General features: G+C 67.2%; 21 protein-coding genes and 1 pseudogene. 9 read left to right on the top strand and 13 right to left on the bottom strand.

Features of this window, described 5'->3' with window-relative positions:
* Positions 1-69 precede the first annotated feature (69 nt).
* The 3 genes from FYM52_RS10865 (at position 70) to FYM52_RS10855 (ending at position 5,208) form a co-directional block, all read left to right on the top strand.
* Entirely contained in the window at positions 70-1,443 is a 1,374-nt protein-coding gene (locus FYM52_RS10865) for a VOC family protein (protein WP_255446799.1), read from the top strand.
* A gap of 61 nt (positions 1,444-1,504) precedes the next feature.
* Positions 1,505-2,755: a PLP-dependent aminotransferase family protein gene (locus FYM52_RS10860; protein ID WP_238826178.1), complete on the top strand. Its 1,251-nt coding sequence runs from the start codon at positions 1,505-1,507 to the stop codon at positions 2,753-2,755.
* Positions 2,756-3,546: 791 nt separating this feature from the next.
* Entirely contained in the window at positions 3,547-5,208 is a 1,662-nt protein-coding gene (locus tag FYM52_RS10855) for a methyl-accepting chemotaxis protein (protein WP_154164100.1), read from the top strand.
* A gap of 278 nt (positions 5,209-5,486) precedes the next feature.
* Here FYM52_RS10855 and FYM52_RS10850 read toward each other — a convergent pair whose 3' ends face one another.
* From FYM52_RS10850 to FYM52_RS10800, 11 genes and pseudogenes are all read right to left on the bottom strand, one after another.
* Positions 5,487-6,791 carry an amidase gene (locus FYM52_RS10850; RefSeq protein ID WP_154164099.1) on the bottom strand — a complete coding sequence of 435 codons (1,305 nt, stop codon included), beginning with the start codon at positions 6,789-6,791 and terminating at the stop codon, positions 5,487-5,489.
* Between the two features lie 10 nt (positions 6,792-6,801).
* Positions 6,802-7,274: pseudogene (locus FYM52_RS10845) on the bottom strand (DUF2848 family protein); the annotation flags it as partial.
* A 199-nt stretch (positions 7,275-7,473) separates the two neighbouring features.
* Positions 7,474-8,397 (bottom strand): SMP-30/gluconolactonase/LRE family protein, encoded by a 924-nt coding sequence (locus tag FYM52_RS10840; RefSeq protein WP_154164098.1) that lies wholly within the window; start codon positions 8,395-8,397, stop codon positions 7,474-7,476.
* 83 nt (positions 8,398-8,480) lie between these two features.
* Positions 8,481-9,371: an amidohydrolase gene (locus tag FYM52_RS10835; RefSeq protein WP_154164097.1), complete on the bottom strand. Its 891-nt coding sequence runs from the start codon at positions 9,369-9,371 to the stop codon at positions 8,481-8,483.
* A 172-nt stretch (positions 9,372-9,543) separates the two neighbouring features.
* Positions 9,544-10,500 carry a tripartite tricarboxylate transporter substrate binding protein gene (locus FYM52_RS10830; RefSeq protein ID WP_154164096.1) on the bottom strand — a complete coding sequence of 319 codons (957 nt, stop codon included), beginning with the start codon at positions 10,498-10,500 and terminating at the stop codon, positions 9,544-9,546.
* A 53-nt stretch (positions 10,501-10,553) separates the two neighbouring features.
* Positions 10,554-11,555, bottom strand: a complete 1,002-nt coding sequence (locus tag FYM52_RS10825) for a tripartite tricarboxylate transporter substrate binding protein (RefSeq protein WP_154164095.1) — start codon at positions 11,553-11,555, stop codon at positions 10,554-10,556.
* A gap of 124 nt (positions 11,556-11,679) precedes the next feature.
* Positions 11,680-12,621 (bottom strand): NAD(P)-dependent oxidoreductase, encoded by a 942-nt coding sequence (locus tag FYM52_RS10820; protein ID WP_162524699.1) that lies wholly within the window; start codon positions 12,619-12,621, stop codon positions 11,680-11,682.
* The gene (locus FYM52_RS10815; RefSeq protein WP_042414969.1) at positions 12,618-13,304 is read right to left on the bottom strand and encodes a diguanylate cyclase; all 687 of its coding nucleotides are present in this window, start codon (positions 13,302-13,304) and stop codon (positions 12,618-12,620) included. The genes FYM52_RS10820 and FYM52_RS10815 overlap by 4 nt, the downstream gene beginning before the upstream one ends.
* Before the next feature lie 126 nt (positions 13,305-13,430).
* Complete coding sequence (locus FYM52_RS10810; RefSeq protein WP_154164094.1) at positions 13,431-14,450, bottom strand: tripartite tricarboxylate transporter substrate binding protein; 1,020 nt, start codon at positions 14,448-14,450, stop codon at positions 13,431-13,433.
* Between the two features lie 19 nt (positions 14,451-14,469).
* Positions 14,470-15,375: an amidohydrolase gene (locus tag FYM52_RS10805; RefSeq protein WP_154164108.1), complete on the bottom strand. Its 906-nt coding sequence runs from the start codon at positions 15,373-15,375 to the stop codon at positions 14,470-14,472.
* Positions 15,376-15,410: 35 nt separating this feature from the next.
* Positions 15,411-16,415: a tripartite tricarboxylate transporter substrate binding protein gene (locus FYM52_RS10800; RefSeq protein ID WP_154164093.1), complete on the bottom strand. Its 1,005-nt coding sequence runs from the start codon at positions 16,413-16,415 to the stop codon at positions 15,411-15,413.
* Between the two features lie 120 nt (positions 16,416-16,535).
* Between FYM52_RS10800 and FYM52_RS10795 the strand changes: the two genes are divergently transcribed.
* Positions 16,536-17,372: an IclR family transcriptional regulator gene (locus FYM52_RS10795; RefSeq protein WP_154164092.1), complete on the top strand. Its 837-nt coding sequence runs from the start codon at positions 16,536-16,538 to the stop codon at positions 17,370-17,372.
* A gap of 151 nt (positions 17,373-17,523) precedes the next feature.
* On the opposite strand, the gene norR is transcribed toward FYM52_RS10795, so the two are convergent.
* Entirely contained in the window at positions 17,524-19,065 is a 1,542-nt protein-coding gene (gene norR / locus FYM52_RS10790) for a nitric oxide reductase transcriptional regulator NorR (RefSeq protein WP_154164091.1), read from the bottom strand.
* A gap of 162 nt (positions 19,066-19,227) precedes the next feature.
* Between norR and nirK the strand changes: the two genes are divergently transcribed.
* The 5 genes from nirK to FYM52_RS10765 all read left to right on the top strand — a co-directional run bounded on the left by nirK (position 19,228) and on the right by FYM52_RS10765 (position 24,774).
* Complete coding sequence (nirK, locus tag FYM52_RS10785) at positions 19,228-20,667, top strand: copper-containing nitrite reductase (protein WP_154164090.1); 1,440 nt, start codon at positions 19,228-19,230, stop codon at positions 20,665-20,667.
* An 82-nt stretch (positions 20,668-20,749) separates the two neighbouring features.
* A complete protein-coding gene (gene ytfE, locus FYM52_RS10780; protein WP_154164089.1) occupies positions 20,750-21,427 on the top strand; it encodes an iron-sulfur cluster repair protein YtfE in 678 nt (225 codons plus the stop codon).
* 22 nt (positions 21,428-21,449) lie between these two features.
* The gene (locus tag FYM52_RS10775) at positions 21,450-23,729 is read left to right on the top strand and encodes a nitric-oxide reductase large subunit (RefSeq protein WP_154164088.1); all 2,280 of its coding nucleotides are present in this window, start codon (positions 21,450-21,452) and stop codon (positions 23,727-23,729) included.
* A 65-nt stretch (positions 23,730-23,794) separates the two neighbouring features.
* Positions 23,795-24,208: a hemerythrin domain-containing protein gene (locus tag FYM52_RS10770; protein WP_154164087.1), complete on the top strand. Its 414-nt coding sequence runs from the start codon at positions 23,795-23,797 to the stop codon at positions 24,206-24,208.
* 236 nt (positions 24,209-24,444) lie between these two features.
* Complete coding sequence (locus FYM52_RS10765; protein WP_042414899.1) at positions 24,445-24,774, top strand: cupin domain-containing protein; 330 nt, start codon at positions 24,445-24,447, stop codon at positions 24,772-24,774.
* Positions 24,775-24,850: 76 nt separating this feature from the next.
* Here FYM52_RS10765 and FYM52_RS10760 read toward each other — a convergent pair whose 3' ends face one another.
* Positions 24,851-26,248 carry an efflux transporter outer membrane subunit gene (locus FYM52_RS10760; RefSeq protein ID WP_154164086.1) on the bottom strand — a complete coding sequence of 466 codons (1,398 nt, stop codon included), beginning with the start codon at positions 26,246-26,248 and terminating at the stop codon, positions 24,851-24,853.
* Between the last annotated feature and the right edge of the window lies 1 nt (position 26,249).

Here is a 26,249-nt window from a genome sequence, read left to right as displayed (position 1 = left end):
CGCCAGTGCCACGCTGGGCTTCAAGGCCAACCCCCAGGGCGGCAGCCTGAACCTGGCCATCCTGCCCACCTGGTCTCCAGCGACGAGATCCGCACCCGCTTCTCGCGCGCCATGTCCGAGATGTACCGCACCGAGGTGCCCCAGTACGGCACGCTGGTGGAGTTGGTGGCCGACATCAATGCCCAGGTGCTGCAGGCCGACGCCGCCCTGCAGGCGCAGATGGCGCACAGCGGCGAGCTGCCGCGCCTGGACGTGGAGCGCCACGGCGCCATCCGCGTGGGCACGGCCCAGGAGCTGGCCACGCTGCGCCGCCTGTTTGCCGTCATGGGCATGCAGCCCGTCGGCTATTACGACCTGTCGGTGGCAGGCGTGCCCGTGCACTCCACCGCCTTCCGCCCCGTCACGGATGAGGCCCTGCTGGCCAACCCGTTCCGCGTCTTCACCTCGCTGCTGCGCCTGGAGCTGATCGCCGACCCGGCCCTGCGCGCGCAGGCGGCCGCCATCCTGGCGCGGCGCAACATCTTCACCCCCGGCGTGCTGGAGCTGATCGCGCAGGCCGAAGCCGCCGGCGGCCTGGACAGTACCGACGCCGACCGCTTCGTGCAGGAAGCGCTGGAAACCTTCCGCTGGCACAGCGCGGCCACCGTGGATGCGGCCACCTACGCGGCGCTGCAGCAATCGCACCGCCTGGTGGCCGATGTGGTGTGCTTCAAGGGCCCGCACATCAACCACCTGACCCCGCGCACCCTGGACATCGACGCGGCCCAGGCCGCCATGCCCGCGCGCGGCATGGATGCCAAGGACGTGGTCGAAGGCCCGCCGCGCCGCGCCTGTCCCATCCTGCTGCGCCAGACCAGCTTCAAAGCACTCAAGGAGGCCGTGCGCTTCACCGATGCCGGTGCGGACCATGCCGGCGCGCACACCGCGCGCTTCGGCGAGATCGAGCAACGCGGCGTCGCCCTGACGCACCAGGGCCGCGCCCTGTACGACCGCCTGCTGGGCGAGGTGCGCAGCATGGGCAATGCCGGTAGCGCCGCGGCCGACTACCCCACGCGCCTGGCGCAGGCCTTCGCCCAGTTCCCCGACAACCACGCCGAGCTGCGCCGCCAGGGCCTAGCCTTCTACCGCTACAGCCTGACGGCCCAGGGCCAGACGCAGGCGGGCGACCTGGCGGCCGACGCCGACCTGGAGCAACTGCTGGCCCAGGGACTGGTGCAGGCCGACCCCATCACCTACGAAGACTTCCTGCCCGTGAGCGCGGCCGGCATCTTCCAGTCCAACCTGGGCGGGGATGAGCAAAAGCACTACCAGGCCCACGCCGCGCAACAGGCCTTCGAGGCCGACCTCGGCGCCCCGGTGCTCGACGAGATCGCGCTGTACGCGCAGGCGCAGCAGCGCTCCATCGACGCCGTGCGCGCCGCCCTGGGCGCCGTGGCCGCCTGAACGCCCCGCCTGGCCCCGGCGGCCGGAGCGATCCGGCCGCCACCTGACTGGATTGCCCTGTATGCACACCCCTTCCACGGCGGACGGCATGGCCGCCTTCGCCCCGCTGTTTGCCGAGCCCGCTGGCTCGCCCATCCGGGAGCTGTTCCCCTACCTCAGCCGCCCCGGCATGATTTCCCTGGCGGGCGGCTATCCCTCGCCCAGCCTGTTCGATGCCGAGGGACTGGCGGCCGCGGCCACCCAGGCCCTGGGCCAGGGCCCGGCGCTGCTGCAATATGGCGCCACCGAAGGCCTGCCCGCGCTGCGCGAAGCCCTGGCCGGCCAATGCCAGGCGCGCGGCATGGCGGCCGCCGCCAGCGACATCCTGGTGACCACCGGCTCGCAGCAGGCGTTTGACCTGGTGGTGCGCGTGCTGGTGGCACCCGGCGATACCGTGCTGGTGGAAGTGCCCGCCTACCCCGCCACCCTGCAGGCCCTGCGCCTGGCGCAGGCGCACATCGTGCCGGTGCCTATGGACGCCGAGGGGCTGCAGACCGAAGCCCTGGCGCAGTTGCTGGCCGAGCTGCCCGCCGCACAGCGGCCCAAGCTGCTGTACACGGTGCCCAATTTCTCCAACCCCCGCGGCACCTTGCTGAGTGCAGCGCGCCGCAGCGCCCTGGTGGAGCTGGCACAGCGCTATGGTTTTTGGGTGGTTGAGGACGACCCCTACGGCGAGCTGCGCTTCGATGCCGCCGGCGGGGACGCAACGCCCCCACCCGCCACCGTCTACGCCACCGCCCAGCAGGCGGGGGGTGCCGCGCGCAACCCGGTGCTCTACCTGTCCAGCCTGTCCAAGACCGTGGCGCCGGCGCTGCGCGTGGGCTGGATGCTGGGCGATGCCGCCGTGCTGCGCCGCTGCACCATCGCCAAGCAGACCGTGGACCTGTGCACTGCACCGCTGACCCAGGCCATGGCCGCATGCTACCTGCACAGCGGCCGCTACCCGGCCACCGTGGAGCGCGCGCGCGCCACCTACCAGCAGCGCATGCAGGCCCTGGTGCAGGGCTTGCAGCAGCACCTGCCCGGCCACATCCGCTGCAGCCCACCGGCAGGCGGCATGTTTGTCTGGGCCCAGATCGACCACGGCATCGACCCGCAGCGCCTGTTTGATGCGGCCGTGGCCGCCCAGGTGCTGTACGTGCCGGGGCAGGCGTTCTTCCCACACGCACCGGACCGCCACACCATGCGCCTGTCGTTCGCCGCGCCGGATGTGCCGCAGATCGAGCAGGCCGTGCAGCGCCTGGCCCACGCCGTGGCCCAGGCCCGCGACTGACGCTGCACGGCGGCGGGGGAGCGCCCCGCGCCTCAGTCCCAGGCGGGCGCCAGCCCTTCGGGGTTGGCCTCGCGGCCCTGTCATCAGCATCCCGAGTTCAGCGCCGTGCACACCGCATGCGCAGCAGGCATGGAGATCACAAGCGGCACAACCCAATATGCCGATGCCCCGCAAAGGCACTGCTTGCACCATCGCCCAGGAGCACCTCCTTTACCAGGCAGCACCACCGCAGTCACAAAGATGGCTTGCCCGTCCAACCTCGCTATGGCCGCAGGCTTGTGTCACCACGCTGCCATCGACAAAGCATGCAGCCTCACCGCAGCCGGTTTGTCGGCTGCGTCACGTACGCTTGGGGATAACGGCATAGCGCGCCTAGCGAGCCCGTGCCCCCAGAATGCGAATGACAGGGATATGCCGCACCAGACTTGGCCGCATTAATGCCAAAGCCTTGGAAATACAAGGTCATCGCCCCAAAATGTAACGCAAAGATACAATAAAAACACTTTGCACCATCTCGCTGCGTGCGCCGCATGAATACGCCCGATCAACGATGTTTGGAAAGCAACTGGTGCAACTGAAACGCTAGGCGGTGTACCACAAGCAGCTTCACGGCATTCCGTGCGCAAAAGCGTCGGTGCCCGCGATTCAGTACGCCGACACGAGCGTGCCCACGGACATCCCACACGGGGCGTTCTGCCTCCCTTGCGTCCATCCGTAGACAGCAGTTCCTTCCTTACAAGGGTTCTTGCGGCCATGTTCCACAAGCCTGCTATTCATGAAGGAGAAGACATATGGAATGGTTCAAGACACTCAAAGTCGGCACCAAGCTGATTGCTGGATTTCTTTTGGTTTCCATCATCGGAGGAATCATCGGCATCCAGGGCATTCTCAAATCTGCGCAGATCAATGATCTGGCAAAAGTAATGTACGAGCGAGAGACTGTAGGTCTGCGGCATGTAGCCGAGGCCAATATCCAGCTGATTGCGGCCAACCGATCCATCCAGAATGCCATCCTGTCGCACACCACCGAGGAACGCGACAGCAATCTTCGCGCTCTGAACGAGCGCATGACCCGGATTTACAAAGAACTGGCGACAGCAGAAAACACCTTCGTCACGGAACAAGGGAAAAACTTGCTCCAGAACACGCGCCAGGCCGTGCAAGCCTTCGAAGCAGGCACAAAGAAAGTGGCGCAACTGTTGCAGGCGGAAAGCGTGAACGAACGCCGCGCATCCACCGACCTGCTCTTCACGGAAGTGCGCCCTCTTGCCAACAAGGCCGACGACCTGATGACCGAGCTGGTCGAACGCAAGCGCTCCAATGCCGACAGGCTCAGCAGCGAGACCGATGCCATTTATGCAGGTATCCGGATGCTCTTGATCAGCCTGACCCTCGGCGGCATGGTGACTGGCGTGGCGATTGGTGTGCTGCTCACCCGCTGGCTCACACAGCAACTGGGGGGCGAGCCTGTGGATGTGGCCAACGCCGCGAGCGCCATCGCCGCAGGCGACTTGAGCACCCCCATCGACAACTCGCGCGCGCGCCCTGGCAGCGTGGTCGACGCCATGCAACACATGCAGGCATCGTTGCGCAACGTCGTGCAATCGGTACGCAGCAGCAGCGACAGCATTGCCACCGGAGCCAACCAGATTGCCATGGGCAACGCCGACTTGTCGCAGCGCACGGAGGAGCAAGCCAGCAACCTGGAAGAAACTGCAGCCTCAATGGAAGAGCTCTCCAGCACCGTGCGCAACAACTCCGACACCGCCAAGCAGGCTGCGCAGTTGGCGCAATCAGCCAGCGGCGTGGCCACCAAGGGCGGAGAGGTGGTGCAGCAGGTCGTGCACATGATGGAGGAGATCAATGCCTCGTCCCAAAAGATCTCGGAGATCATTGGCGTGATCGACGGAATTGCCTTCCAGACCAACATCCTCGCACTGAACGCAGCCGTTGAAGCTGCCCGTGCGGGAGAACAAGGGCGCGGATTCGCCGTGGTGGCCTCCGAGGTCCGCAGCCTGGCAGGACGCAGCGCCGATGCAGCCAAGGAAATCAAGGCATTGATCGGCGACAGCGTGGAAAAAGTCGCAGCGGGGGGGCAACTGGTGAATGCTGCTGGCAACACCATGCAGGACATCGTGGAACAGGTTCGCCGTGTGACAGACCTGATCCTTGAAATCAATGCGGCCACCCTGGAGCAGACGTCCGGGATCGATCAGATCAACAACGCCGTGGTGCAACTAGATCAAGTGACCCAACAAAACGCAGCGCTGGTCGAAGAGTCTGCGTCCGCCGCTGAAAGCCTGAACCAGCAAGCCCAGCAATTGGTCCGTGCCGTAGCCATCTTCAAGCTGAACGCAGCCACGTCTTCCATGTACACACCCCATGCAGAAGCTCTGGTGCCCAGCTTGATGCAGCGCCGCTCGCATGCTGCAGTGCCTGCGCTGACAGAGTGACCCGCAGGCAAAGCATCTAGACCTTAGCCTTAAGAACGTGGACTCTTTGCCACCGCTGAAGCGCGGTTTGGCAGAGGTTGGAGGGGGCTCCTCCCTGCGGGACATAGCTCCTTTCCAGCAGCTCTGAATAGAGCCTACCGCATACGCTACTCCATCGCCCCCAGGCGGCACAAGCTCTGGGGGCGTGTTTTGTCAATCGAAACCCAGGCACATCGCATCTGTCCGACGCCGTGGCGGACTGCTACGCTCCCTGCGCGCTGGGTGCAATCAACACAGCATCAAGCCGTTAAAGAGGACTGCACCGCGGCCGCCACGGACAGTAGCTCCCGGTCGCCGTGGCGCTTGCCCACCAGCATCAGGCCGACGGGCAGTTCCCCGGCGGCGCGCGGCAGGGGCAGCGAGACCGCGGGCAGATCGTAGAAGTTGAACACCGAGGGATTGCGCAGCACCAGCATGTTGGTGCGGTGGAAGGTGTCGGCGTCGTCCAGGCTCTCGATGGTCGGCGCCACCACCGGCACGGTCGGCAGGGCCAGCAGGTCAAAGTCGGCCAGCGCGGCATCCAGCTGCGTTTGCAGCTGCGCCCGGGCCTGCTGCACCCCGACGTAATGGGCGGCCGTGATGGTCTCGCCGCGGCGAATGCGCGACAGCACCAGCGCATCCAACTGGTCGGTCTGGCCCGCAGCCAGCAGCTCGCGGTGGATGTGTGCAGCCTCAGCAGCGATCAGCGTGCCCTGCTCCTGCAACTGGAACGGTGCGCCCAGCCAAGTGTCCAGACTCACATCCGTGGTGCGCACCTGGGCAGCGCGCAGCCCGGCCAGGGTCTGCTCGAACGCGGCCAGCACCTGGTCCTCGGCCTGGGTGAACAGCAGGCCACGTGGCACCGCCACGCGCAGGCCCGCCACCGTGCGTGGCACCAGGGGCGGCCAGGGCTGCTGGGCCAGCACGGCGTCCGTCTGGGCGCAGTCCAGCACGCTGCGCGACAGCGGACCCACCGTATCCAGGGAGAACGACAGCGGGAACGCCCCCTCGCGTGGCACCCGGGCCTGCGTGGGCTTGAACCCGGTCACCCCGTTCAAGGCTGCGGGAATGCGGATGGAACCGCCGGTGTCCGAACCGATGGCGATCTCGCACATCCCCCGCGCCACGGCCACGCCGGCCCCGGACGAAGAGCCCCCCGGAATGCGCGCTGCATCCCGGGCATTGCCCGGCGTGCCGTAATGCGGATTGATGCCGATGCCCGAGAACGCGAACTCGGTCATGTTGGTCTTGCCGATGATGACTGCGCCCGCAGCACGCAGGCGCTGCACGATCACGGCATCACGCTCGGCCGGCGCTGCCGTATGCCGCACCTTGGAGCCCGCAGTCGTGGTCTCTCCCGCCACATCAAATAGGTCCTTGACGGACACGATGCGTCCATCCAGAGGCCCCAGGCAAATGCCGGCGGCCGCGCGGGCATCGGCCGCCGCGGCGGCCTGCAAGGCCGTGTCGGCATACACCTGGGTGAAGATGCGCGCACCTTCGGCGCCAGCATCGGCAATCGCCTGCAAAGCGGCGCGGGTGCGTTCGAGGGAGGTCGTGGTCATGGCGGTTTTATCAGGCGACTTCGGGCAAAACTTGAACTTCGTAACGGTGGCGCAGCGAGCGCTGCAGCACGGGGTCGTGCAATTCCATCTCGAAATTCTGAGAGGGGCGGATACCCCCGATGGCCGGTACGGTACCGCAGGTCATGACATGACCTTCGGCAAACGCCGTGGCACCGGTCGCCCCCAGATAGCCCTGGATCAGGTCTTCGGGGGTGCGCAACGTGGCCATGCTGCCATCCTGGTAGGGCTTGCGCTCGCCATCTTCCACGATCCACGAGCGCAGGACCAGGGCATCGATGTGGTCCGCCACATCGGCGTACAGCCAGGCATCGGTGGCCGCGGGCTTGGCGCAGACCTGCTTGGACAAGGCCACGCTGTGGGCTTCCAGCTTGCGGTCGGTGTGGTCCGAGGCGATGCTCGGGCACAACTGCCCCTCGCCTGGAAAACCAGGGCTTCGACTTCGCCGGACGAATGCGGCCCCACGACTTATACCGATCACGCCCCGAAACGCTTTTTAATGCATAGCATGCTGCTCAAGCACTAAGCGACTTTCCATGCATTTTATGCAACATTTGGCTGCATGCAGCACCCGGAAAGGCGGCCTGGCACTGGCACCGATGCTGGTGACCCTGTGTGCAGACGCTGCCCACCGTGGACTTCTGCCCCCCATCGTTCGACGGACTCAGCCCGCGGGACCGCGGTGGATCGGCAGCCCAGGGGTGTCCAGCACGGTGGTCAGAATGCGGCCGTGCGTGGAGTCGGTGACAAAGAGCTGCGTGCGCTGGGTGCCGCCAAACGCCAGGTTGGTGGTCGAACTGCCCGGCACGCCGCGCAGCACCTGCACCGGCTCCGCCCGGTGGTTCAGCCCCCAGACGTAGCCCAAGCCCGGGTTGGCCACCAGCACATGGCCCTGGGCGTCCACCGCCAGACCGTCCGGGCCACTGGGTCCGTACGAGGTGAAGAACTGGCTGACCTTGGCCACGCTGCCATCGGGCAGCAGGGGCACGCGCCACACGCAATTGCCGCGGGTGACCGCCAGGTACAGCACACGGCCATCGGGCGACAGGGCCACGCCATTCGGGCTGGGCACGTTGTGCAGCAGCAGGTCGAGCTGGCCATTCGGGCGCAGGCGGTACAGGCGCCCGCTGGGGTCGTGCAGGCCGCTCTGGCCCTGGTCGGTGAAGTACAGGTTGCCTTCGGCATCGAAGACCAGGTCGTTCACGCCCTTGAAGCGCTCGCTGTTGCGCCGCTCCAGGAACGGGGTGACGGTGCCGCTGGCCACATCCAGCTGCATCAGGCCGTTCTTGTAGTCGGTGATGAGCAGGGTGCCGGGGCGCAGGAACTTCATGCCATTCGGTTCGCCGTCGTACTCGGCCACCAGGCTCCAGGCGCCCTGTGCATCGATACGGAAGATGCGCCCCCAGGGGATGTCGGTCACGTACAGGTGGCCGGCCTCGTCCAGCACCGGGCCTTCGAGGAAGGAATCGGTGATGGTGCCGCCCCGGTTGGCATCGGCCCAGGCGCTGCGCTGGGCACGGCGGAAGGCATCGGGCATGGTGCTGAACGTGTCCAGTTCACGGACTTCGGGAGGGTGCAGCAAAAACATGAAAGCAGCTTTCTTCGGGATGGAATCAGGGCCTGACCGGGCTGGGCGTGCAGTGCCCAGGGTCAGGACCGGCGATGAAATTGTCAACAGTGGCCGAAGCCATAGAGCTGGGCGGGGTTGTCCACCAGGATGCGGTCCATGACCGCCGTGGCGCCACACCAGGCCTGCAGCAGGTCCACCAGGTCGGTGTCGTTCACCGTGCCCGGGGCCTCGGTGGTGTGCGGCCAGTCGCTGCCCCACACCAGCCGTTCGGGCGCCGCCTGCACCAGGGCGCGGCCCAGAGGCAGCGTGTCGGCATAGCTGGGGCCGTGCACTGTGGAGCGCATGTAGGCCCCCGATAGCTTGACCCAGGTGTTGCCGCCATCCAGCAGCCGGCGCAGCGTGCCACAGGCCTCGGCGGCCGGCCCCTGGACCGGGTCGATGCGGCCCAGGTGGTCGATGACCAGCGGCACGGGCAGCGCGGCCAGCACGCGGGCCCACGCCACGATCTGCTTCGGGTGCATGAAAACCTGCAGGTGCCAGCCCGGCAGGCGCACCACCTTGCGTGCCAGGGTGGTCAGCATTTCGGGTGTGGTCTCGCCCCAGGATTGGGGTGAAACGAAATTCACGCGCAGGCCACGCACCCGGCGCGCATGCAGGCGGTCCAGCTCAGCCGCGGCCACATCGTGTGCCACCACGGCCACGCCGCGGGCATCGTCGCCGAACTGGTCCAGCGCATCCAGGGTGCAGGCGTTGTCGGTGCCATAGGTCGAGGGCGTGACTACCACCGTGCGCGATGTGCCCAGGCGCTGCTGCAGTTGCCGGTAAGCCGCCACCGGGGCCACCGGCGGCGTGCGTGGCCAATGCGGCGATGGCGCGAAACGCGCATCAAAGATGTGCATGTGGCTGTCGCAGGCCCGCGCAGGCAGCGCGCGCGATGGCCGGTTGACGCCGACCGAATGCGGCACGGGAGCGGAAAGATCAGGCAAGGTCATCCGTATTCAGCGGCAAAGAGGGTTGGGGGGCACCCGTAGCAGGCATGGGACGCATCCCCTGCCCGCCGGCGCCCAGCCAGGGTCGCCCTGCAGCCAAGGCGCCCTCCCCTTGCCCGTCGCGCGCAACGCGTCGACAGCGGGGGACGGCCCGCAGGGCCCCAAGGTGCGCCAGTCAGTCCAGCTTGATCTGGCCCTTGCGCACCACCTCGCCCCATTTGGCCTCTTCCTGCCGCAGGAAGGTGGCGAAGTCGGCAGGGCTCGACCCCACGGCCTGCGCGCCCAGGTCCGACAGGCGCTGTTTCACCTCGTCTTCCTTCAGCACGTCAACCAGGGTCTGCTGCAGCTTGGCGACCACGGGCGCAGGCGTGCCGGCCGGCAGGAACACGCCGTTCCACTCGTAGGCCTCATAGCCGGGGATCGCGGCCTCGGCCACGGTCGGCACCTCAGGCAGGCGCTTGGAACGCTCGGGGGCCGACACGGCCAGCGCGCGCAGCTTGCCACCGGCAATCAGCGGATAGGTGGCCGCCACGGTGCCGAACATGAAGTCCACCTGCCCACCCATCACATCGGCAATCGCCGGGCCGCCGCTCTTGTAGGGCACGTGCACCATGTCCAGGTTGAGCTTCTGGCGGAACAGCTCCGCCGCCAGGCGCTGCACGGTGCCGCTGCCGCCGGATGCGAAGTTCAGCTTGCCCGGCTCGGCCTTGGCCTTGGCGATCAGGTCGTTCACGTTTTTGAACGGCGATTCGGCCTTCACGATCAGCGCATTGGGCGCCAGCAGCACCAGCGACAGCGGCTGCAGCGCATTCGCCGCATACGGCATCTTGGGGAACAGGTGCGGGTTGATGGAGTGCGGCGTGGCGTCGTACAGCATGGTGTAGCCATCGGCGGGGGCCTTGGCGACAAAGCCCGCGCCAATGGTGCCGCTGGCGCCGGCCTTGTTGTCCACGATCACGCTAGTGCCCAGCTTGGCGCCCATGCGCGTGGCAATCACGCGGGCCACGGCGTCGGCCGCCCCGCCGGGGGCATAGGGCACGACCATGGTGATGGTGCGCTCGGGGAAGGCAGCGTGCGCCAACGTGGCCGCCAAGGCACAGGCAGCGATGAGGGGTCGGATGAATCGGGGCATGGTGGGTGTCTCCTGGTTGTAAAAATGCAAGCACGGGCCGCGGGGGGCCGGACTCAGTCGGCCTTGAGGTCCAGCGCGCGGGCGATCTGGGTGTAGGTGGCGACTTCGCGTTCGACCTGGCTGGCAAAGGCCGGGCCACAGGTGGCGTCGGCCTCCAGCCCCAGGCCCCACAGCTTCTCGACGGTGGCGGCGCTGCCGGCGAAGTCGCGCACCACCCGCTCCAGCTGCTGCGCAATCGGGGCCGGCAGGCCGGCGGGGGCCAGCACGCCATACCAGGCATCGGCCGCATATTGGCCGCCGCCCGACTCGGCGAAGGTCGGCACCTCGGGCAGCAGGGCCGAGCGCTTGGGCGAGGCCACGGCCAGTGCCGTGAGCTTGCCACTGCGGATCTGCGGCAGCACCGACCCCAGCGTGGCGAACGAGCTGTCGAGCTGCCCCCCCATCAGGTCGGTGACCACCGGCGCCGCGCCCTTGTACGGCACGTGGTTCAGCTGCAGGTGGTTGGCCCGCGCGAACATCTCCGTGGCGAAGTGGCCCGAGCTGCCCACGCCCGCCGTGCCGGCGGTGGTGCGGCCCGGCTCCTTGCGCGCACGGGCCATGTAGTCGGTCAGCGATTTCACCGGCAGGCCGGGCCCCACCACCAGCACCGTGGGGCTGGTGGCCACCGTGCACAGCGGCTTGAACGATGTCACCGCATCGAATTTCACCCGCCCGCTGTACAGGCCCGGGATCATCGTGTGGTTGGTCGCCCCGAACAGCAGCGTGTAGCCGTCGGCCGGGGCGCTGGCCACCGCCTGCGCCGCCAGGATGGTGTTGGCGCCGGGCTTGTTGTCGACGATGAAGGTCTGCCCCAGGGCACGGCTGGCATGGTCGGCAAAGGCGCGGGCCACCACGTCGGTGGGCCCCCCGGCCGCAAAGCCCACCACCAGCTTGACCGGCTTGGCCGGGTAGGTGGCGGCCTGCGCGAAACCGCCCGCAGACGCTATCGATAGTGCAGCTACCAGCGCTTGATAGATAAGCGCCAGAGGCTGTTTTGGCTTGAAAGCACGAAGCATGGATGTCTCCTGTCCCGGGCTGCGCAGGCGGCAGCCTCTGGTGGTGGAAAGGTGCCGGATGCGGTGCCCGGCCCCTGGATTCCTGCGGGCCCCCCGCTCACCGGGGCCCCGCAGGCGGTGCCGCTCAGGTCGGCGCTGCCGCGGGCGTGCGCGCCAGCACGGCCAGCAGGTTCTGCGCGGCACCCACGCCCATGTTGACGTAGGCATCGCTGGTCACGCCACCGATGTGGGGGCTGAGGATGAAGTGCGGCTCGCCCTGGAACGGGTGGCCGGCCGTCATCGGCTCCACCGCAAAGCTGTCCAGGCCAGCAGCCATCACCTGGCCGGAACGCACAGCGTCCAACAGGGCAGCTTCGTCGATCAGGCCACCGCGCGCCGTGTTCACCACGATCACGCCGGGCTTGCACTGCGCCAGCGTGGCAGCGTTCAGCATGTCGCGGTTCTCGTCGGTCAGCGGGCAGTGCAGCGAGATGGCATCGGCCTCGCGCCAGATGGTTTCGAGCGGAACGCTTTGCACATAGTCCGGCAAGTGCTTGGCGAACGGGTCGAAGCCGATCACGCGCATGCCCAGTGCATCGGCCATCTTGGCGAAGCGCAGGCCGATGGCGCCCAGGCCCACCAGGCCCACGGTGCGGCCACCCAGTTCCAGGCTCTTGTGCGTGGCCTTGTCCCAGTGGCCGGCGTGCATGCGGGCATCGAGCTGCACCACCGACTTGGCGCAGGCGAGCAACAGTGCCAGGGCCTGTTCGGCCACGGCGGCGGCGTTGGCACCCACGGCGGCCACCACCTCGATGCCGCGTTCCTTGGCAGCCACCTTGTCGATGGTGTCGGTGCCGCTACCGTGCTTGGAGATGACCTTGAGCGACGGGGCCGCGTCCATCACGGCCGCGCCCACCTTGCCGTAACGCACGATGATGGCCACGGGGTCGTGCTGCTTGCACAAGGCCACCATGTCCTCTTCGGTGGGGGCCTTGCCGGCGTAAACGATCTCGTAGCTGGTGAGCAGGTCCAGCGCCTGTTGCGCCAAATCGGCACCTGTGATGATGAGGGCGGGTTTGGTGCTCACAGCGATTCTCCTTCCTTCAGCACGCCGGCGGCGCGCAGTGCGGCGGGCAGCCACTTCGATGCCGTGTCGCCACGCGCAATCGCTTCGATGCGTGCGGCCTCGTCGGCCACCTTCTTGTCGGCCAGGGCCATCATGGCGGGCGCCTTGGCGCGTTCGATCACGACCACGCCGTCGGCGTCGCCCACCACCAGGTCACCGGGGTTCACCACGGTGCCGCCGGCCGAGATGGGGTGATTGATGCGACCGGGCACGTACTTGGTGGGACCGGCGGGGTTGAAGCCGGCGCTGAACACGGGGAAGTCCAGGTCCAGGATTTCCAGCTTGTCGCGGATGGCACCGTCGACGATCACGCCGGCCAGGCCAATCTTCTTGCAGGCGCTGAGCATCAGCGTGCCCATCAGGGCGGCCGTCTGGTCGCCCTTGCCGTCGATCACCAGCACGTCACCAGGCTTCGCCAGCGCGATGGCGGCGTGGATCATCAGGTTGTCGCCGGGGCGCACCTCGACGGTGAAGGCGGGGCCTGCCACCTTCATGTCCTGGTGCACGGGGGCGACGCGGGCGTGCATGGTGCCGCGGCGGCCTGCCACGTCGGCCAGGATGGCAGCCTGGAAGGTACTGGCTTTGGCAACGACATCGGCGCTGACGCGTTCGATGTCACGGATGACTTCGGGAAGTTGGCTCATGGTGATGCTCATTGGGTGAAATAAAAGAAAAAGTGGCATGGCTGACGCCACAGCGGCAACGGTTCAGTCGCGGTTCACTGGGCACTGCTGGCAACGACGGCAGCGGTGGCGGGTGGACCAAACTCCTTATTCGGCTTTGATGTTTCCGTCTTTGATGACCTTGGCCCACTTGGCGGAATCGGCCTTCTGCAGGTCACCCAGTTGCTTGGGTGTACCGCCGACCAGCGTGACTCCCAGCTTGTCGGCCAGGGACACGACGGCCGGGTCCTTCAGGGCGTTATTGATTTCGTGGTTCAGGCGCTGCACCACGGCAGCCGGCGTCTTGGCGGGCGCAAACACGGCCTGCCACTGCTCGACCACGAAGTCCTTCATCCCGACCTCGCCCATGGTGGGCACAGCGGGCAGCGCCTTGAGCCGCTGGCCCGAGGTGACGGCCAATGCCCGCAGCTTGCCGGCCTGCACGTGGGGCAGCGCGGCGGCCACGGGCGCGAACATGAACTGCACCTGCCCCGCCAGCGTGTCCTGCAGGGCAGGCGTATCGCCCTTGTAGGGCACGTGGATGAAGCGTGCGCCCGTCTGCTGCTGCAGCAATTCCCCCTGCATCTGCAAGATGGTGCCGTTGCCGCCCGAGGCATAGGCCAACTGGCCCGGCTGGGCCTTGGCTGCGGCCACCAGCTCGGCCACTGTCTGGAACGGCTGGTTCACCCCTACCACCAAAATGTGCGGAATGGTGCCGATGGTCACCACTGGCTCAAAACCGGCGATGGGGTCGTAAGGCAGCTTGCCCAACAAATGCGGCGCGATGGCCTGCGGGCCGATGGAGGTGCCAAGCACGGTGTAGCCGTCCGGTGCGGCCTTGGCGACGTAGGCAGCACCGATGGTGCCTGTGGCCCCTGCCTTGTTGTCCACGATCACGTTCGTCCCGAGGGACATGCCTACGCGTTGCGCCACGTTGCGCCCCAGCACGTCGGTGCTGCCGCCCGGTGGATACGGCACCACCCAGGTGATGACTTTGCCGGCGGGCCAGTCTCCTTGTGCCTGCGCTGGAGACACAGACAGCAGCCCCAACAGCGCAGCGCCTGCGGCAGTGATCAGGATGCGGCGTGTGCGACCCGGTGAGAAAGAGGTGGCAGTCGATACGTTCATGTTTGTCTCCGGATGGTTGTTATGAGGACGCAAGAGGCGCGAAGCCGTACAGTGCCGCCGGGTTGTCCACCAGCACGCACTGCAGCGTGGTGGGGCCCCCGTTTTGTTGGACCCAGTCATTCAAGCGGTCGATCTGCCTGGCGTCGTCCGGCATGGGCTGCAACCCAGATGAGGCTGTGGCATGCGGCCAGTCGCTGCCCCACAGCACGCGCTGGGGTGCGGCGCGCAGGTAGCCGGCGGCCAGCGCATCAAGCGCCGGGTCGTCCACAAGGTAGTGTTCACTCACGATGTAGCCGCCGGACAACTTTATCCACGCTTGCCCGCCCTGCAGCAGATCAAGCAGCAGGGCATGGGCGGGGTGTCGACCGCCCAGCCTGGGAGCGATGCGCCCGAAGTGATCGAACACCACAGGCACCGGAAGCTGGCGCAACACCTTCGCCTGCGTGACCAGCATGTCCGGCGCCATCAGCAACTGCAGGTGCCACCCCAGCGAGGCGATGCGGTGCGCCAGCGGCCGCAACAAGTCCACCGAACCCGACACGCCGAGCGACAGATTCAGTCGCACGCCGCGTACGCCGAGGGCATGCAGGCGCTGCAGTTCGGCATCACTCTCGCTGCCGTCGATCACTGCCACGCCCCGGGCCTCGGACCCCAGAGAGGCCAGTGCTTCCAGCATGCAGCGGTTGTCGGTGCCGTAGGTGGACGGTGTGACCAGCACGGTGCGCGTGGTGCCAATGCGCTGTTGCAAAGCGCGGTAGTCCTGTACCGAGGCATCGGGCGGCAGCAGCCTGGCCCCCGGGGTCGCCGGGAAGCGGCTGTCGTAGACGTGCACATGGCAGTCACAAGCGCCCGCCGGGAGTGCCGTGCGGGGCGCTGCAGTGCCCGCTGAGAAGCGTACGGACCTGGCCTGGCTGTCGCGATGCATGTCGATGTCCATTCGCATCGAGAACGAATGCGAGCTCAGTTCAGGCTGGCGCCCGAGTCCTTCACGATCTTGGCCCAGCGCGGCACTTCGGCTTGCAGCAACTGGCCGAAGTCCTTGGTGCTACCGCCCAGGACATCGCCGCCTTCGGAGCGCAATTTCTCGGCAACGTCCGGCTCGGCCAGGGCGGCGTTGATGGCGGTGTTCAGCTTTTGCACCACCGCGTCGGGGGTGCCCGCCGGCGCCAGGATGCCGAACCAGGTGATGGCCTCAAAGTTCTGGCTGCCCGATTCGGACATGGTCGGGGTCGAGGGCAGCTGGCCCGAGCGCTGCTTGGAGGTGACCATCAAGGGGTGCAGCTTTTCATTGCGCACCTGACCGATCAGCGAGGGAATCGAGCCCACGAACAGATCGATTTGCCCGCCGGACAAATCCGTGATCGCCTGCGCGATCCCCTTGTAGGGAATGTGGCGCAGCTTGATGCCGGTGGCCTGCTCCACCTGCGTCACCGCCAGATGGGCCACCGTGCCGTTGCCGGAATAGCCCACGGTGATTACATCCGGCTTGGCCTTGGCAACCTTGAGCACTTCGGCCATCGACTTGAAGGAGGTACCCGCACCGCTGACCATGAGGATGGGCGAGGATGACACCAGGGCCACGGGCACCAGGTCCTTCAGCGGGTCATAGGGCAGCTTCTTGTACAAGGCCGGGTTGATGGCCAGGTTGCTGGTCTGACCCATGACCAGGGTGTAGCCGTCGGGCATGGACTTGGCGGCGGCATCCACCCCCAGGTTCCCCCCCGCGCCGGGGCGGTTGTCGACAACGATGTTCCAGCTGGTTTTCTCGGTGATTTTTTGCGCCACGGAACGCGCAATCATGTCCGTGCCGCCACCGGGCGGGAAAGGCACGATCAAGCGGATGGGCTTGGCCGGGTAGGTGGCTTGCGCCTGGGCACTCACCGCGGCCGTGGCCAGCAGGGCGGCGCCAAACACCCAGGTGCACAGGCGTGCTGGCGTGGAAAGGACTCGTTTCGTGATGGTCATTCGTTGTCTCCGTCTTGTGTTTTGGAATATCCGCCCGGTCTTTGCGCCAGGTGGTGCACGACTGTAGAAAAAAGTTTCGCTGCGTACAATGACGTTTCGAACAGCGAAACCAATTCCACCATGAGCAACCCTTCCCACCGCCGCACACCGCCGCGCGCTGACGCGACCTCGGTCCAGGCCCCCCCCTCCGCAGGAGCTCTGCCGAGCGATGCCGATGACAACCAGCCCCCCTCGACCGGCAGCGTGACGGCAGTCCTGCGCGCGATGCAGGTGCTGGATGCTTTTGCCCTGGGAGAGTCCCACCTGCCACTGGCCGAACTCAGCCGTCGCTGCCAGCTGCACAAGACCACGGTGCTGCGCATCGCCCGCACCCTGGCCCTGTCGGGCTATCTGGTGCAGCGCGAGGATGGGGACTGGCGCCTGGGCCCTGCGGCAGGCTGGCTGGGCGCACGCTACCAGGCCGGCTTCGACGTGCAGAACGTGCTGGAACCTGCGCTGCGCGCACTGACCCTGGCCAGCGGAGAAAGTGCCGCGTTCTATGTCCGGGAAGGGAATGTGAGAACCTGCCTGGTGCGTGTCGAAGGTCCCCAGGCCTTGCGCCACCATGCCCGCATGGGCGAAGGCCTACCGCTGGACCGGGGGTCACCCGGACGCGTGATCCTGGCCTTTTCCGGGGAGCCCGGCGAGCTGTACGAAGACATCCGCCAGCGCGGCTATCACTGGTCCATCGGCGAGCGTGAACAAGGGGTGGCCACCATTTCCGCCCCGGTTTTCGGCAAGCACTGGCGGTTGCTGGGATCGGTGTGCGTGTCAGGTCCGGCCTCACGCCTGTCGCAGCAAAGGCTGGAGGAGATAGCGCCGACGGTGATTGCGGCGGCCAATCAACTGTCCTACGAACTGGCCGGCAACACCGGCACGACCACCACGCCGGCCAGGGTCAGCCATTGGCACCCGTGACCCATTGATGGGGTATAGCCGCGCGCACTGCGGCAAGTTCCAAGGGCACCGGTGGGCGTAGGCCGTGCAGGTGCAGGCGCCTCCGCGAGCCCCCATGTTCGTCGGAACCGGCTGCGGGCCGTTGTCCCCCCGAAAGCCTGGCGATCGCAGCCTATGGCGACTTCATCCCCAGCCGCTTGGCCAGTTTGTGCAGGTTGCTGGGATCCAGCTCCAGCGCGCGCGCGGCCTGTGCCCATTGGCCGTGGCAGGCCTGCAGCGCCTGCCGGATGGCGGCTCGCTGCGCCTCATCCACCACCATGCGCAGGGAGAGCCCCGGTGCCACCGGGGGCACGGCGGACGGCAGGGCCGAGGGCAACTGGGGCTGGACATCCAGTCCCAGCCAGTCGGCTTCCAGCGTGACGATCTCGCTGCGCTGCGCGCCGTGGCTCAGCGCCTTGAGTGCAGCACGGCTGATGACGTGCTCCAGCTCGCGCACATTGCCGGGCCAGGGGTAGCGGCGCATGGCGTCTTCGGCCGATGCCGACAGCCGCAGGCTGCGCAGGCCCAGCCGGGCGCGATTGAGCTCGGCAAAGAAGCCCGCCAGCAGCAGCACATCGTGGCCGCGCTCGCGCAGTGGTGGAATCGGCACCGGGTAGACCGACAGCCGGTGGTACAGGTCAGCGCGGAAACTGCCCTCTTGCACCCGTTCCTGCAGATTGCGGTTGGTGGCGGCGATGATGCGCACATCCACCTTGCGCGGGCGGTCCGCGCCCAGACGCTGGATTTCGCCGTTCTGCAGAGCCCGCAACAGCTTGGCCTGGATGGACAGAGGCAGCTCCCCCACCTCATCCAGGAACAGGGTGCCGCCCTCCGCGGCCTCGAAGCGTCCGGGACGGTCGGTGATCGCCCCCGAGAACGCACCGCGCGCGTGGCCGAACAGCTCGCTCTCGGCCAGGGCCTCGGGCAGGGCCGCGCAATTCACGTGCACCAGGGGCCTGGCGCTGCGGCGTGACATCTGGTGCAGGCGGCGGGCAAACAGCTCCTTGCCCACCCCGGTCTCACCAAGCAACAGCACGGGCAGCTCCGTGTCGGCCACCACCTGCAGCTCCTTGAGCAAGCGCTGCAGGGGCGGGCTGTCGCCGATGATCTCGCCCTCGGGGCGTGCCACCAGGCTTTCCGCCACCGTCCCGGCCGACTGGCGCGCACCGCGCAGCGCCGTCTCCAGCCGGGTCACGCGCACGGCGGCCTCGATCAGGGGCACCAGCTGCTCCAGGTCGCGCACGGCCTTGCCCGCAAAGGTGCCCACGGTCAATGCGTCCAGCGTCAACACGCCCCAGCACTGGCCCTCGACCTCCAGCGTCACGCCCATGCAGTCGTGCACATCCAGGGGCTGGCCCGCCTGCTCGATCACCAGGCCGTCGTAGGGGTCCGGCAGGCTGCTGTCATGCGCAAAGCGCACCACCTCGCCCACACGCTTGAGCAGGGTCGCCAGGCGAGGGTGGTCGGCAATCGGGAAGCGTCGCCCCAAGGCATCGCGCGACAGCCCCTCCACCGCCACGGGCCGCAGGCTGCTGGTTTCCTTGTCCAGGCCCAGCAGCGCCACGGCCCCGCAGCCGAAATGCATGCGCAACAGCTCGACCATGCGCTGCAGGCGCACGGCAATCGGCAACTCCATGGAGAGATCGGTCAGCAACAAAGCGTGCAGAGGATTCATGGTGAAAACTACCTTTCGCGGGTTGTTTCAACCCTAAGGCATCAGGGTAGTTATGACCTTGATCCATGTAAACATTTGTTTTTGTTTAATTTTTTTCTGGCCTGTTCCATGCATGGATCCGGGTGACGGCAAATCCGCCCTCACCTCTCGGAGATATTCACCATGAAACAGCTCTCTCTGAACGCACTTTCTCTGGCCCTGTGTGCACTGACCCTGGCAGGTACCGCCCCCGTGCTGCAGGCCGCCCCCAACCAGGCCCACCCTGCGGCCTCGGCGGCCAAGGCCCCGCAGGCCGTCAAGCGCTTTGTGCTGCACACCAATGTGGTGGACGGCAAGATGGTCTACGTGGATGACAAGGGAGTGGCCAACCCCACCTTGCATGTGGCCGTAGGCGACACCGTGGAGATCGAGCTGTTCAGTGGCGAAGGCGCGGAGCACGACTTCATCATTGACGAGCTGGGTGTGGCTTCGCCCAAGTTCAGCGCCACCCAAAAGCAGAAGCTGCGCTTCCAGGTCACCCAGGCCGGGGAATTCCAGTACTACTGCTCCATCCCAGGCCACCGGCAGGTGGGCATGTTCGGCACCCTCAAGGTGTCGGGGGAATCGCTGCCGGCCGCCACCACCAGCAGCAACGCGGCCGTGGCGCTGTATGCCCCTGCAGCCACCCCGCTCCGGGCTGCAGACCCCGCGGCCGTGAGCATTGCCGCCGACCCGAACAAGCTGCCCGCCCCCATGGCTGCGCATGCGCCTCGGGTCCAGAAGGTGCGCCTGGAAACCGTGGAGCTGCCCGGCAAGCTGGACGACGACACCAGCTTCACCTACTGGACCTTCAACCGCCAGGTGCCCGGGCCGATGCTGCGCGCCCGCATCGGTGACACGATCGAGCTGACGCTGGCCAATTCCAAGGACAGCAAGGCCATCCACTCCATCGACCTGCACGCCGTGACCGGGGGGCACGGTGGGGGTGCCGACACCCAGGTCGCCCCCGGCCAGGAAAAGACCATCACCTTCAAGGCCCTGCACGCCGGCCTGTTCGTCTACCACTGCGCCACCCCGCTGGTGCCGCAGCACATTGCGGCCGGCATGTACGGGATGATCCTGGTCGAGCCCGAACAAGGCCTGCCCAAGGTGGACCGCGAGTTCTATGTGATGCAGGGCGACATGTACACCCAGCGCCCGATTGGCGCCAAGGGGCACCAGGAGGTGGACCTGCAGAAGATGTCCGATGAACTGCCCAGCTACTACGTCTTCAACGGTGCCGTGGGCGCCCTCAGCAAGACGCACAAGATGCAGGCCAAGGTGGGCGAGACCGTGCGCATCTACTTCGGGGTCGGCGGCCCCAACAAGGTGTCGTCCTTCCACGTGATTGGCGAGGTGTTCGACAAGGTCTACAGCGAAGCCGCCCTGAACACCATCAAGCACAGCGTGCAGACCACCCTGGTCGCCCCCGGTGGCGCGACCATCGTGGAACTGAAGATGGACCACCCCGGCAGCTACCTGCTGGTGGACCACGCCCTGTCACGCACCGGCAAGGGCGCCGTCGGTGTGCTCGAAGTCACCGGCGACAGCACCCCCGGCGTCTACCACTCCGGCGCGCTCTGACCCTGCGCAGCGCGCCATATCACCGGCAGCCCCGGCTCGGGGCTGCCTTCCCCCCTCCGACACCTTGATGAGGACACCCTCCATGTCTTACCTGGAACAATCCCTGGGCCAGCTGGCCCGCCGCATTCCTGGCGCCACCGGCTTGTTCGATGCCCACCAGCTGGATTTCTGCTGCGCGGGCAACCGCAGCCTGCGCACCGCCACGCAAAGCCTGGGCATCGATCCCCAGCCATTGGTTGAGGCGCTGCAAGCGCTGGAGCAGCGCGCTACCCCCGAGCCTGCCCAGGACTGGAGCAGCGCCAGCGATGCGCAGCTGATCGCGCACCTGCTGGTGCGCTACCACGCCGTGCACCGCGAGCAACTGCCCGAGCTGATCCGCCTGGCGCGCCGCGTGGAGCAGGTGCATGGCGACCGCGAGGACTGCCCGAATGGTCTGGCCGACCACCTGGAGGCCATGGCCCAGGAGCTGGACAGCCACATGCGCAAGGAAGAGCTGGTGCTGTTCCCGATGATCACGCAGGGCCGCGGCGGCATGGCCAACATGCCGATCGCGGCCATGCGCGCCGAACACGACGACCATGGCAACGAGCTGCACCGCCTGGATGCGCTGACCCAGGGCATCACCCCGCCGCGCGACGCCTGCACCACCTGGCGTGCGCTCTACACCGGCCTGCGCAGCTTCCGCGACGACCTGATCCAACACATCCACACCGAAAACAACATCCTGTTCGAGCGCTTCGCGCCCGCGCAGGTGCTGTGAACATTGATTGGGAGGCTCCACCATGGGTCCGTACAAAAAACACTGGTTCACCCTGATCGGCCTGTGCATCGTGATGTTTTCGCTGCTGGGTTACCTGGGTGCCGACATCTACCGCGCCGCGCCGCCCATTCCTGCCCAGGTGGTCACCGCCCAGGGGCACAAGCTCTTTGGCCAGGACGACATCCTCGATGGCCAGACCGCCTGGCAGTCGGTGGGGGGCATGCAACTGGGCTCCATCTGGGGCCATGGTGCCTACCAGGCACCCGACTGGACGGCCGACTGGCTGCACCGCGAGCTGAGCGCCTGGCTGGAGATGGCCGCGCAGGAGCGCCACCACAAGCCCTACGGCGATCTGGACGTGGCCGCCCAGGCCGCGCTGCGCGCCGAACTGCAGGCCGAGTACCGTGGCAACCGCGTGGGGGCCGGCGACACGCTGACCGTCAGTGAGCGCCGTGCCCAGGCCATGGCCCAGACGGCGGCCTATTACGACCAGCTGTTCTCCGACGCTCCCGCCCTGCGCGGCAGCCGCGAGAGCTTTGCCATGAAGGAAAACACCCTGCCCAGCGCCGAACGCCGGGCACAGATGACCAAGTTCTTCTTCTGGACCGCGTGGGCCGCCGCCACCGAGCGCCCCAACAGCAAGGTCACCTACACCAACAACTGGCCGCACGAGCCACTGATCGGCAACGTGCCCAGCAGCGAGAACGTGGTCTGGTCGATTGCCAGCGTGGTGATCCTTCTGGCCGGCGTGGGCTTCCTGGTCTGGGGCTGGTCCTTCCTGCGCCACCAGGACGGTGAGGACACGGCCGCACCGGCCCAGGACCCGCTGACCCGCTTTGCCCTCACGCCCTCGCAGCGGGCCCTGGGCAAATACCTGCTGCTGGTGGCCGGTCTGTTCATCTTCCAGGTGATGCTGGGAGGCTTCACCGCGCACTACACGGTGGAAGGCCAGGAGTTCTACGGCATCGACGTGTCGCAGTGGTTCCCTTATTCGCTCACCCGCACCTGGCACATCCAGAGCGCCCTGTTCTGGATCGCCACGGGCTTCCTGGCGCTGGGCCTGTTCCTGGCGCCGGTGATCAATGGCGGCAAGGACCCCAAGTTCCAGAAGCTGGGTGTGGACGTGCTGTTCTGGGCGCTGGTCTTTGTCTGCGTTGGCTCCTTCGTGGGCAACTACCTGGCCATCGCCCAGATCATGCCGCCGGAGTGGAACTTCTGGCTGGGCCACCAGGGCTACGAATTCGTGGACCTGGGCCGCTTCTGGCAAATCCTGAAATGGGTGGGCATGCTGCTGTGGCTGGTGCTGATGCTGCGCGGCGTGCTGCCGGCACTGCTGGCCCGCAATGGTGAAGACAAGAACCTGTTGGCCCTGCTGACCTGCTCGTGCGGTGCCATCGGCCTGTTCTACGGCGCGGGTCTGTTCTACGGTGAGCGCACCAGCCTGACCATCATGGAGTACTGGCGCTGGTGGGTGGTGCACCTGTGGGTCGAGGGCTTCTTCGAGGTCTTCGCCACCACCGGCCTGGCCTTCGTCTTCTCCAGCATGGGCCTAGTCTCGCGCCGCATGGCCACCACCGCCAGCCTAGCCTCGGCCTCGCTGTTCCTGTTGGGCGGCATTCCTGGCACCTTCCACCACCTGTACTTCGCCGGCACCACCACCCCGGTCATGGCCGTGGGCGCCGCCTTCAGCGCGCTGGAAGTGGTGCCCCTGATCGTGCTGGGCCATGAGGCCTGGGAGAACTGGCGCCTGCAACGTCGTGCGCCCTGGATGCAGCAGGTGAAATGGCCGCTGATGTGCTTCGTGGCCGTGGCCTTCTGGAACATGCTGGGTGCCGGGGTGTTCGGCTTCATGATCAACCCGCCCATCTCGCTGTACTACGTGCAAGGCCTGAACACCACGCCGCTGCACGCCCATGCCGCGCTGTTCGGGGTGTACGGCTTCCTGGCCCTGGGCTTTACCTTGATGGTGCTGCGCTATGTGCGCCCGCAACTGGTGTTCAGCGAAGGGCTGATGAAAACCGCCTTCTGGTGCCTCAACGGCGGCCTGGTGCTGATGATCGCCACCAGCCTGCTGCCCATCGGCATCCTGCAGTTCCACGCCAGCGTGAGCGAAGGCCTGTGGTGGGCCCGCAGCGAAGCTTTCATGCAGCAGCCCTTGCTGGAAACGCTGCGCTGGGTGCGCACCTTCGGTGACGTGGTGTTCATCGTCGGTGCCGTGGCCATGGCCTGGCAGGTGGTCAGCGGCGTGCGCGGGTCCTCGGCCGCCTCGCGCCCCAGCCCCACCGTCATTCCGGCGAAATAACAACGATGGAAAGAAAGACCGCGCGTGCCCCCTCCCGGGGGCACACGCGGCGGGAGGACCCTCGAATGCAGATCGACAAACTCAAGCACCAGCACGCCGACATCCTGGCGCGCCTGGCCGCCCTGCGCCAACTCACCCATGCGGGCGTGGCCCCGAACGCACCCGGGATTGCCGCTGGCATTGTGGGGATGAGCGCCGTGATCAAGCTGCACCTGGCCGTGGAGGACCAGGCCCTGTACCCAGCCCTGCAGCGCAGCCACGATGCCGATATGGCGCACATGGGGCAGCTGTACCAGGACGAAATGGCGCAGCTGGCCGAGGCCTATGACGCCTTTGTCCGCCGCTGGAACACCGCCCAGCGCCTGCGCGCGGACCCCGAAGGGTTCCGGGCCGATGCCAACGATGTGCTGCGCCGCCTGCACGCCCGCATGCAGCGCGAGAACCGCGAGTTTTACCCGCGTATCGAGGCACTGGCCTAGGTCCTTGGTTTTTGAGAGTGGCACCTTGGGCCCTGCTTGCAGGGTCTTTTTTTTTTTGCGGGGAGGCTCACATCCGAAGCCATGCATGACTGCGCTGCACCGGGCCTCGCCCCCCCTGAAACCCCGCTTTAGGGCATCCAGACCCGGCATTCCCCCGGTGTTGCCAGGCACAGGAAAAATGGTTGAAATCGGTACCACTCGCTGCACATTCCCCCCCGGACTGCGGAAGGATTCACATGGCACTTGCACATGCATCACCCGGCCAGGCCCTCGACGTACGCCCACTGGGGCCGCGCCTTGCGGACGCGAAAACTTCGGCCCTGTTCAAGTCGGAGGATCTCGAGATCCTGCGCTTGGTCCTGCTGGCGGGCCGATCCTTCCCGCAGCACAAGGTGCCCGGAGAGGTCACGATCCACTGCCTCGAGGGCAGCCTCGACATTCAGCTGGAGGCGCGCAGCGTCCGGCTGGAAGCCGGCGCCCTGCTGTTCCTCACCCGGCACACGGTGCACGCGGTCCACGCCGTGACCGACGCCAGTGCCTTGGTCACCATCTGCCTGAAGCCCTGAGCCTGGGACTGCCGGACCGCAAGCGCTGCCTCGCGTGCTGCATTGGCAGCATGCGGCGGGCCATGCCTACCGCCCGCTACGAGGGCGGCGCGTCCGTCAAAACCTCGGAGGACCACCCGCCGCCCAGGGCCTTGTACAAGGCCACATGGCCCTGCAAGCGCTCCAGCTGCAGTTGCACCGACTGGTCCTGGGCCGCGTAGAGCACGCGTTGTGTCTCCAGCAAAACCAGCAGGCTTTCCGCACCGGCGCGGTAGCGCACCTCGGCCAGCACCAGTGCACGCTGCGCTTGCTCCAGCTCTTGCCCCTGTGCCTGGATCTGCTCGTCCACCCCTGCCAGGGTGTGCAGTGAGGTCTGCACCTCCCCTGCGGCCTGGACGATGGTCTGCCGGTACGTGGCCAGGAGTTCGGCCTGTCGGGCCTGTGCCCGCTCGTGCCCCGCCGCCAGCCGCCCCGCATCAAAGACCGGAGCCACCAGACCGGCGGCCAGCGTGTACAGGGGGTTGTCGAACAGGCGATGCCACCGGTCATCACCACTGCCCAGGCTGGCAGTCAGCGTCACGCGCGGCAGCAAGGCGGTGCGGGCGGCCGCCACGTCGGCGTGCGCCGCGGCCAGCTGCGCTTCCGCCCGTGCCACGTCAGGGCGGCGCACCAGCAATGCCGCGGGCAGCCCGGCATCCAGCGCCGAGGGCCGCAACGCCATCACGCTGCGTGCCGCGATGGGGAGATCCTGCGCCTGCCCCAGCAGCATGCCCACCGTGGTTTGCGCCTGGGCCCTCTGCTGCTGCAGCAGGGCCAGGCTGCGCTGCTGTGTGGCCACCAGCCCGCGCTGCTGGGCCAGGTCCAGCGGCGAAGCAGCCCCCGCCCGTACCCTGGCGTCCACCAGTTGCAGCAAGCGTTCCGCTGCGCGCAGATTGGACTGGGCAATGTCCGCGCGTTCGCGCAGCGCCACCGCTTGCAGCCAGGCACTGGCCACGCCTGCCGTGACCGTCAGGCGCACGGTGTCGCGGTCATGGGCACTGGCCCGCCACGCCGACTCGGCCGCAGCCCGTGCAGACCGGTTGCGCCCCCAGAAGTCCAGTTCGTAGCTGGCCGACAGGCTGCCCCCATAGCGCGAGCCGCTGACCGAGGCCTGGCCACCGAGGCGGTCTTCCCGGCGTGCCTCCACGCCGGCGGTCAACTCCGGCAGCAGCGGAGCCCCCGCCAGGCGGGCACTGGCGGCCGCCTGGTGCACACGGGCGGTGGCTGCGGCCACATCCCAGCTGTCACGCTCGGCCTGGGCCACCAGGGCATCGAGTTCGGCGCTGCCCAGGCTGCGCCACCAGGTCCGGCTAACCCCGGACAAGCCCCCCTGTGAGGCCTGCTGCCACTGTGCAGGCAGGGCCGGCGCCCAGTGGGCGGTGTCCGCCACGGGTGCGGTGCATCCCGTGAAGGCCAAGACCGCCGCACATCCGCCGGCGATGGTAAATCGCTGCATT

It is taken from the genome of Comamonas sp. CAH-2, assembly GCF_009668305.1.
GTDB classification, from domain to species: Bacteria; Pseudomonadota; Gammaproteobacteria; order Burkholderiales; family Burkholderiaceae_C; genus Comamonas; species Comamonas aquatica.
Note: the sequence above shows the minus strand (reverse complement) of the source record. Positions and strands in the feature narration are given on the sequence as shown.

What these genes read in the sequence shown, in the direction of transcription:
- FYM52_RS10860 (WP_238826178.1), top strand. Translation starts at nt 1,505, where the DNA reads ATGCACACCCCTTCCACGGCGGACGGCATGGCCGCCTTCGCCCCGCTG.
- FYM52_RS10855 (WP_154164100.1), top strand. Translation starts at nt 3,547, where the DNA reads ATGGAATGGTTCAAGACACTCAAAGTCGGCACCAAGCTGATTGCTGGA.
- FYM52_RS10850 (WP_154164099.1), bottom strand. Translation starts at nt 6,791, where the DNA reads ATGACCACGACCTCCCTCGAACGCACCCGCGCCGCTTTGCAGGCGATT.
- FYM52_RS10840 (WP_154164098.1), bottom strand. Translation starts at nt 8,397, where the DNA reads ATGTTTTTGCTGCACCCTCCCGAAGTCCGTGAACTGGACACGTTCAGC.
- FYM52_RS10835 (WP_154164097.1), bottom strand. Translation starts at nt 9,371, where the DNA reads ATGACCTTGCCTGATCTTTCCGCTCCCGTGCCGCATTCGGTCGGCGTC.
- FYM52_RS10830 (WP_154164096.1), bottom strand. Translation starts at nt 10,500, where the DNA reads ATGCCCCGATTCATCCGACCCCTCATCGCTGCCTGTGCCTTGGCGGCC.
- FYM52_RS10825 (WP_154164095.1), bottom strand. Translation starts at nt 11,555, where the DNA reads ATGCTTCGTGCTTTCAAGCCAAAACAGCCTCTGGCGCTTATCTATCAA.
- FYM52_RS10815 (WP_042414969.1), bottom strand. Translation starts at nt 13,304, where the DNA reads ATGAGCCAACTTCCCGAAGTCATCCGTGACATCGAACGCGTCAGCGCC.
- FYM52_RS10810 (WP_154164094.1), bottom strand. Translation starts at nt 14,450, where the DNA reads ATGAACGTATCGACTGCCACCTCTTTCTCACCGGGTCGCACACGCCGC.
- FYM52_RS10805 (WP_154164108.1), bottom strand. Translation starts at nt 15,375, where the DNA reads ATGCATCGCGACAGCCAGGCCAGGTCCGTACGCTTCTCAGCGGGCACT.
- FYM52_RS10800 (WP_154164093.1), bottom strand. Translation starts at nt 16,415, where the DNA reads ATGACCATCACGAAACGAGTCCTTTCCACGCCAGCACGCCTGTGCACC.
- FYM52_RS10795 (WP_154164092.1), top strand. Translation starts at nt 16,536, where the DNA reads ATGAGCAACCCTTCCCACCGCCGCACACCGCCGCGCGCTGACGCGACC.
- norR (WP_154164091.1), bottom strand. Translation starts at nt 19,065, where the DNA reads ATGAATCCTCTGCACGCTTTGTTGCTGACCGATCTCTCCATGGAGTTG.
- nirK (WP_154164090.1), top strand. Translation starts at nt 19,228, where the DNA reads ATGAAACAGCTCTCTCTGAACGCACTTTCTCTGGCCCTGTGTGCACTG.
- ytfE (WP_154164089.1), top strand. Translation starts at nt 20,750, where the DNA reads ATGTCTTACCTGGAACAATCCCTGGGCCAGCTGGCCCGCCGCATTCCT.
- FYM52_RS10775 (WP_154164088.1), top strand. Translation starts at nt 21,450, where the DNA reads ATGGGTCCGTACAAAAAACACTGGTTCACCCTGATCGGCCTGTGCATC.
- FYM52_RS10770 (WP_154164087.1), top strand. Translation starts at nt 23,795, where the DNA reads ATGCAGATCGACAAACTCAAGCACCAGCACGCCGACATCCTGGCGCGC.
- FYM52_RS10765 (WP_042414899.1), top strand. Translation starts at nt 24,445, where the DNA reads ATGGCACTTGCACATGCATCACCCGGCCAGGCCCTCGACGTACGCCCA.
- FYM52_RS10760 (WP_154164086.1), bottom strand. Translation starts at nt 26,248, where the DNA reads ATGCAGCGATTTACCATCGCCGGCGGATGTGCGGCGGTCTTGGCCTTC.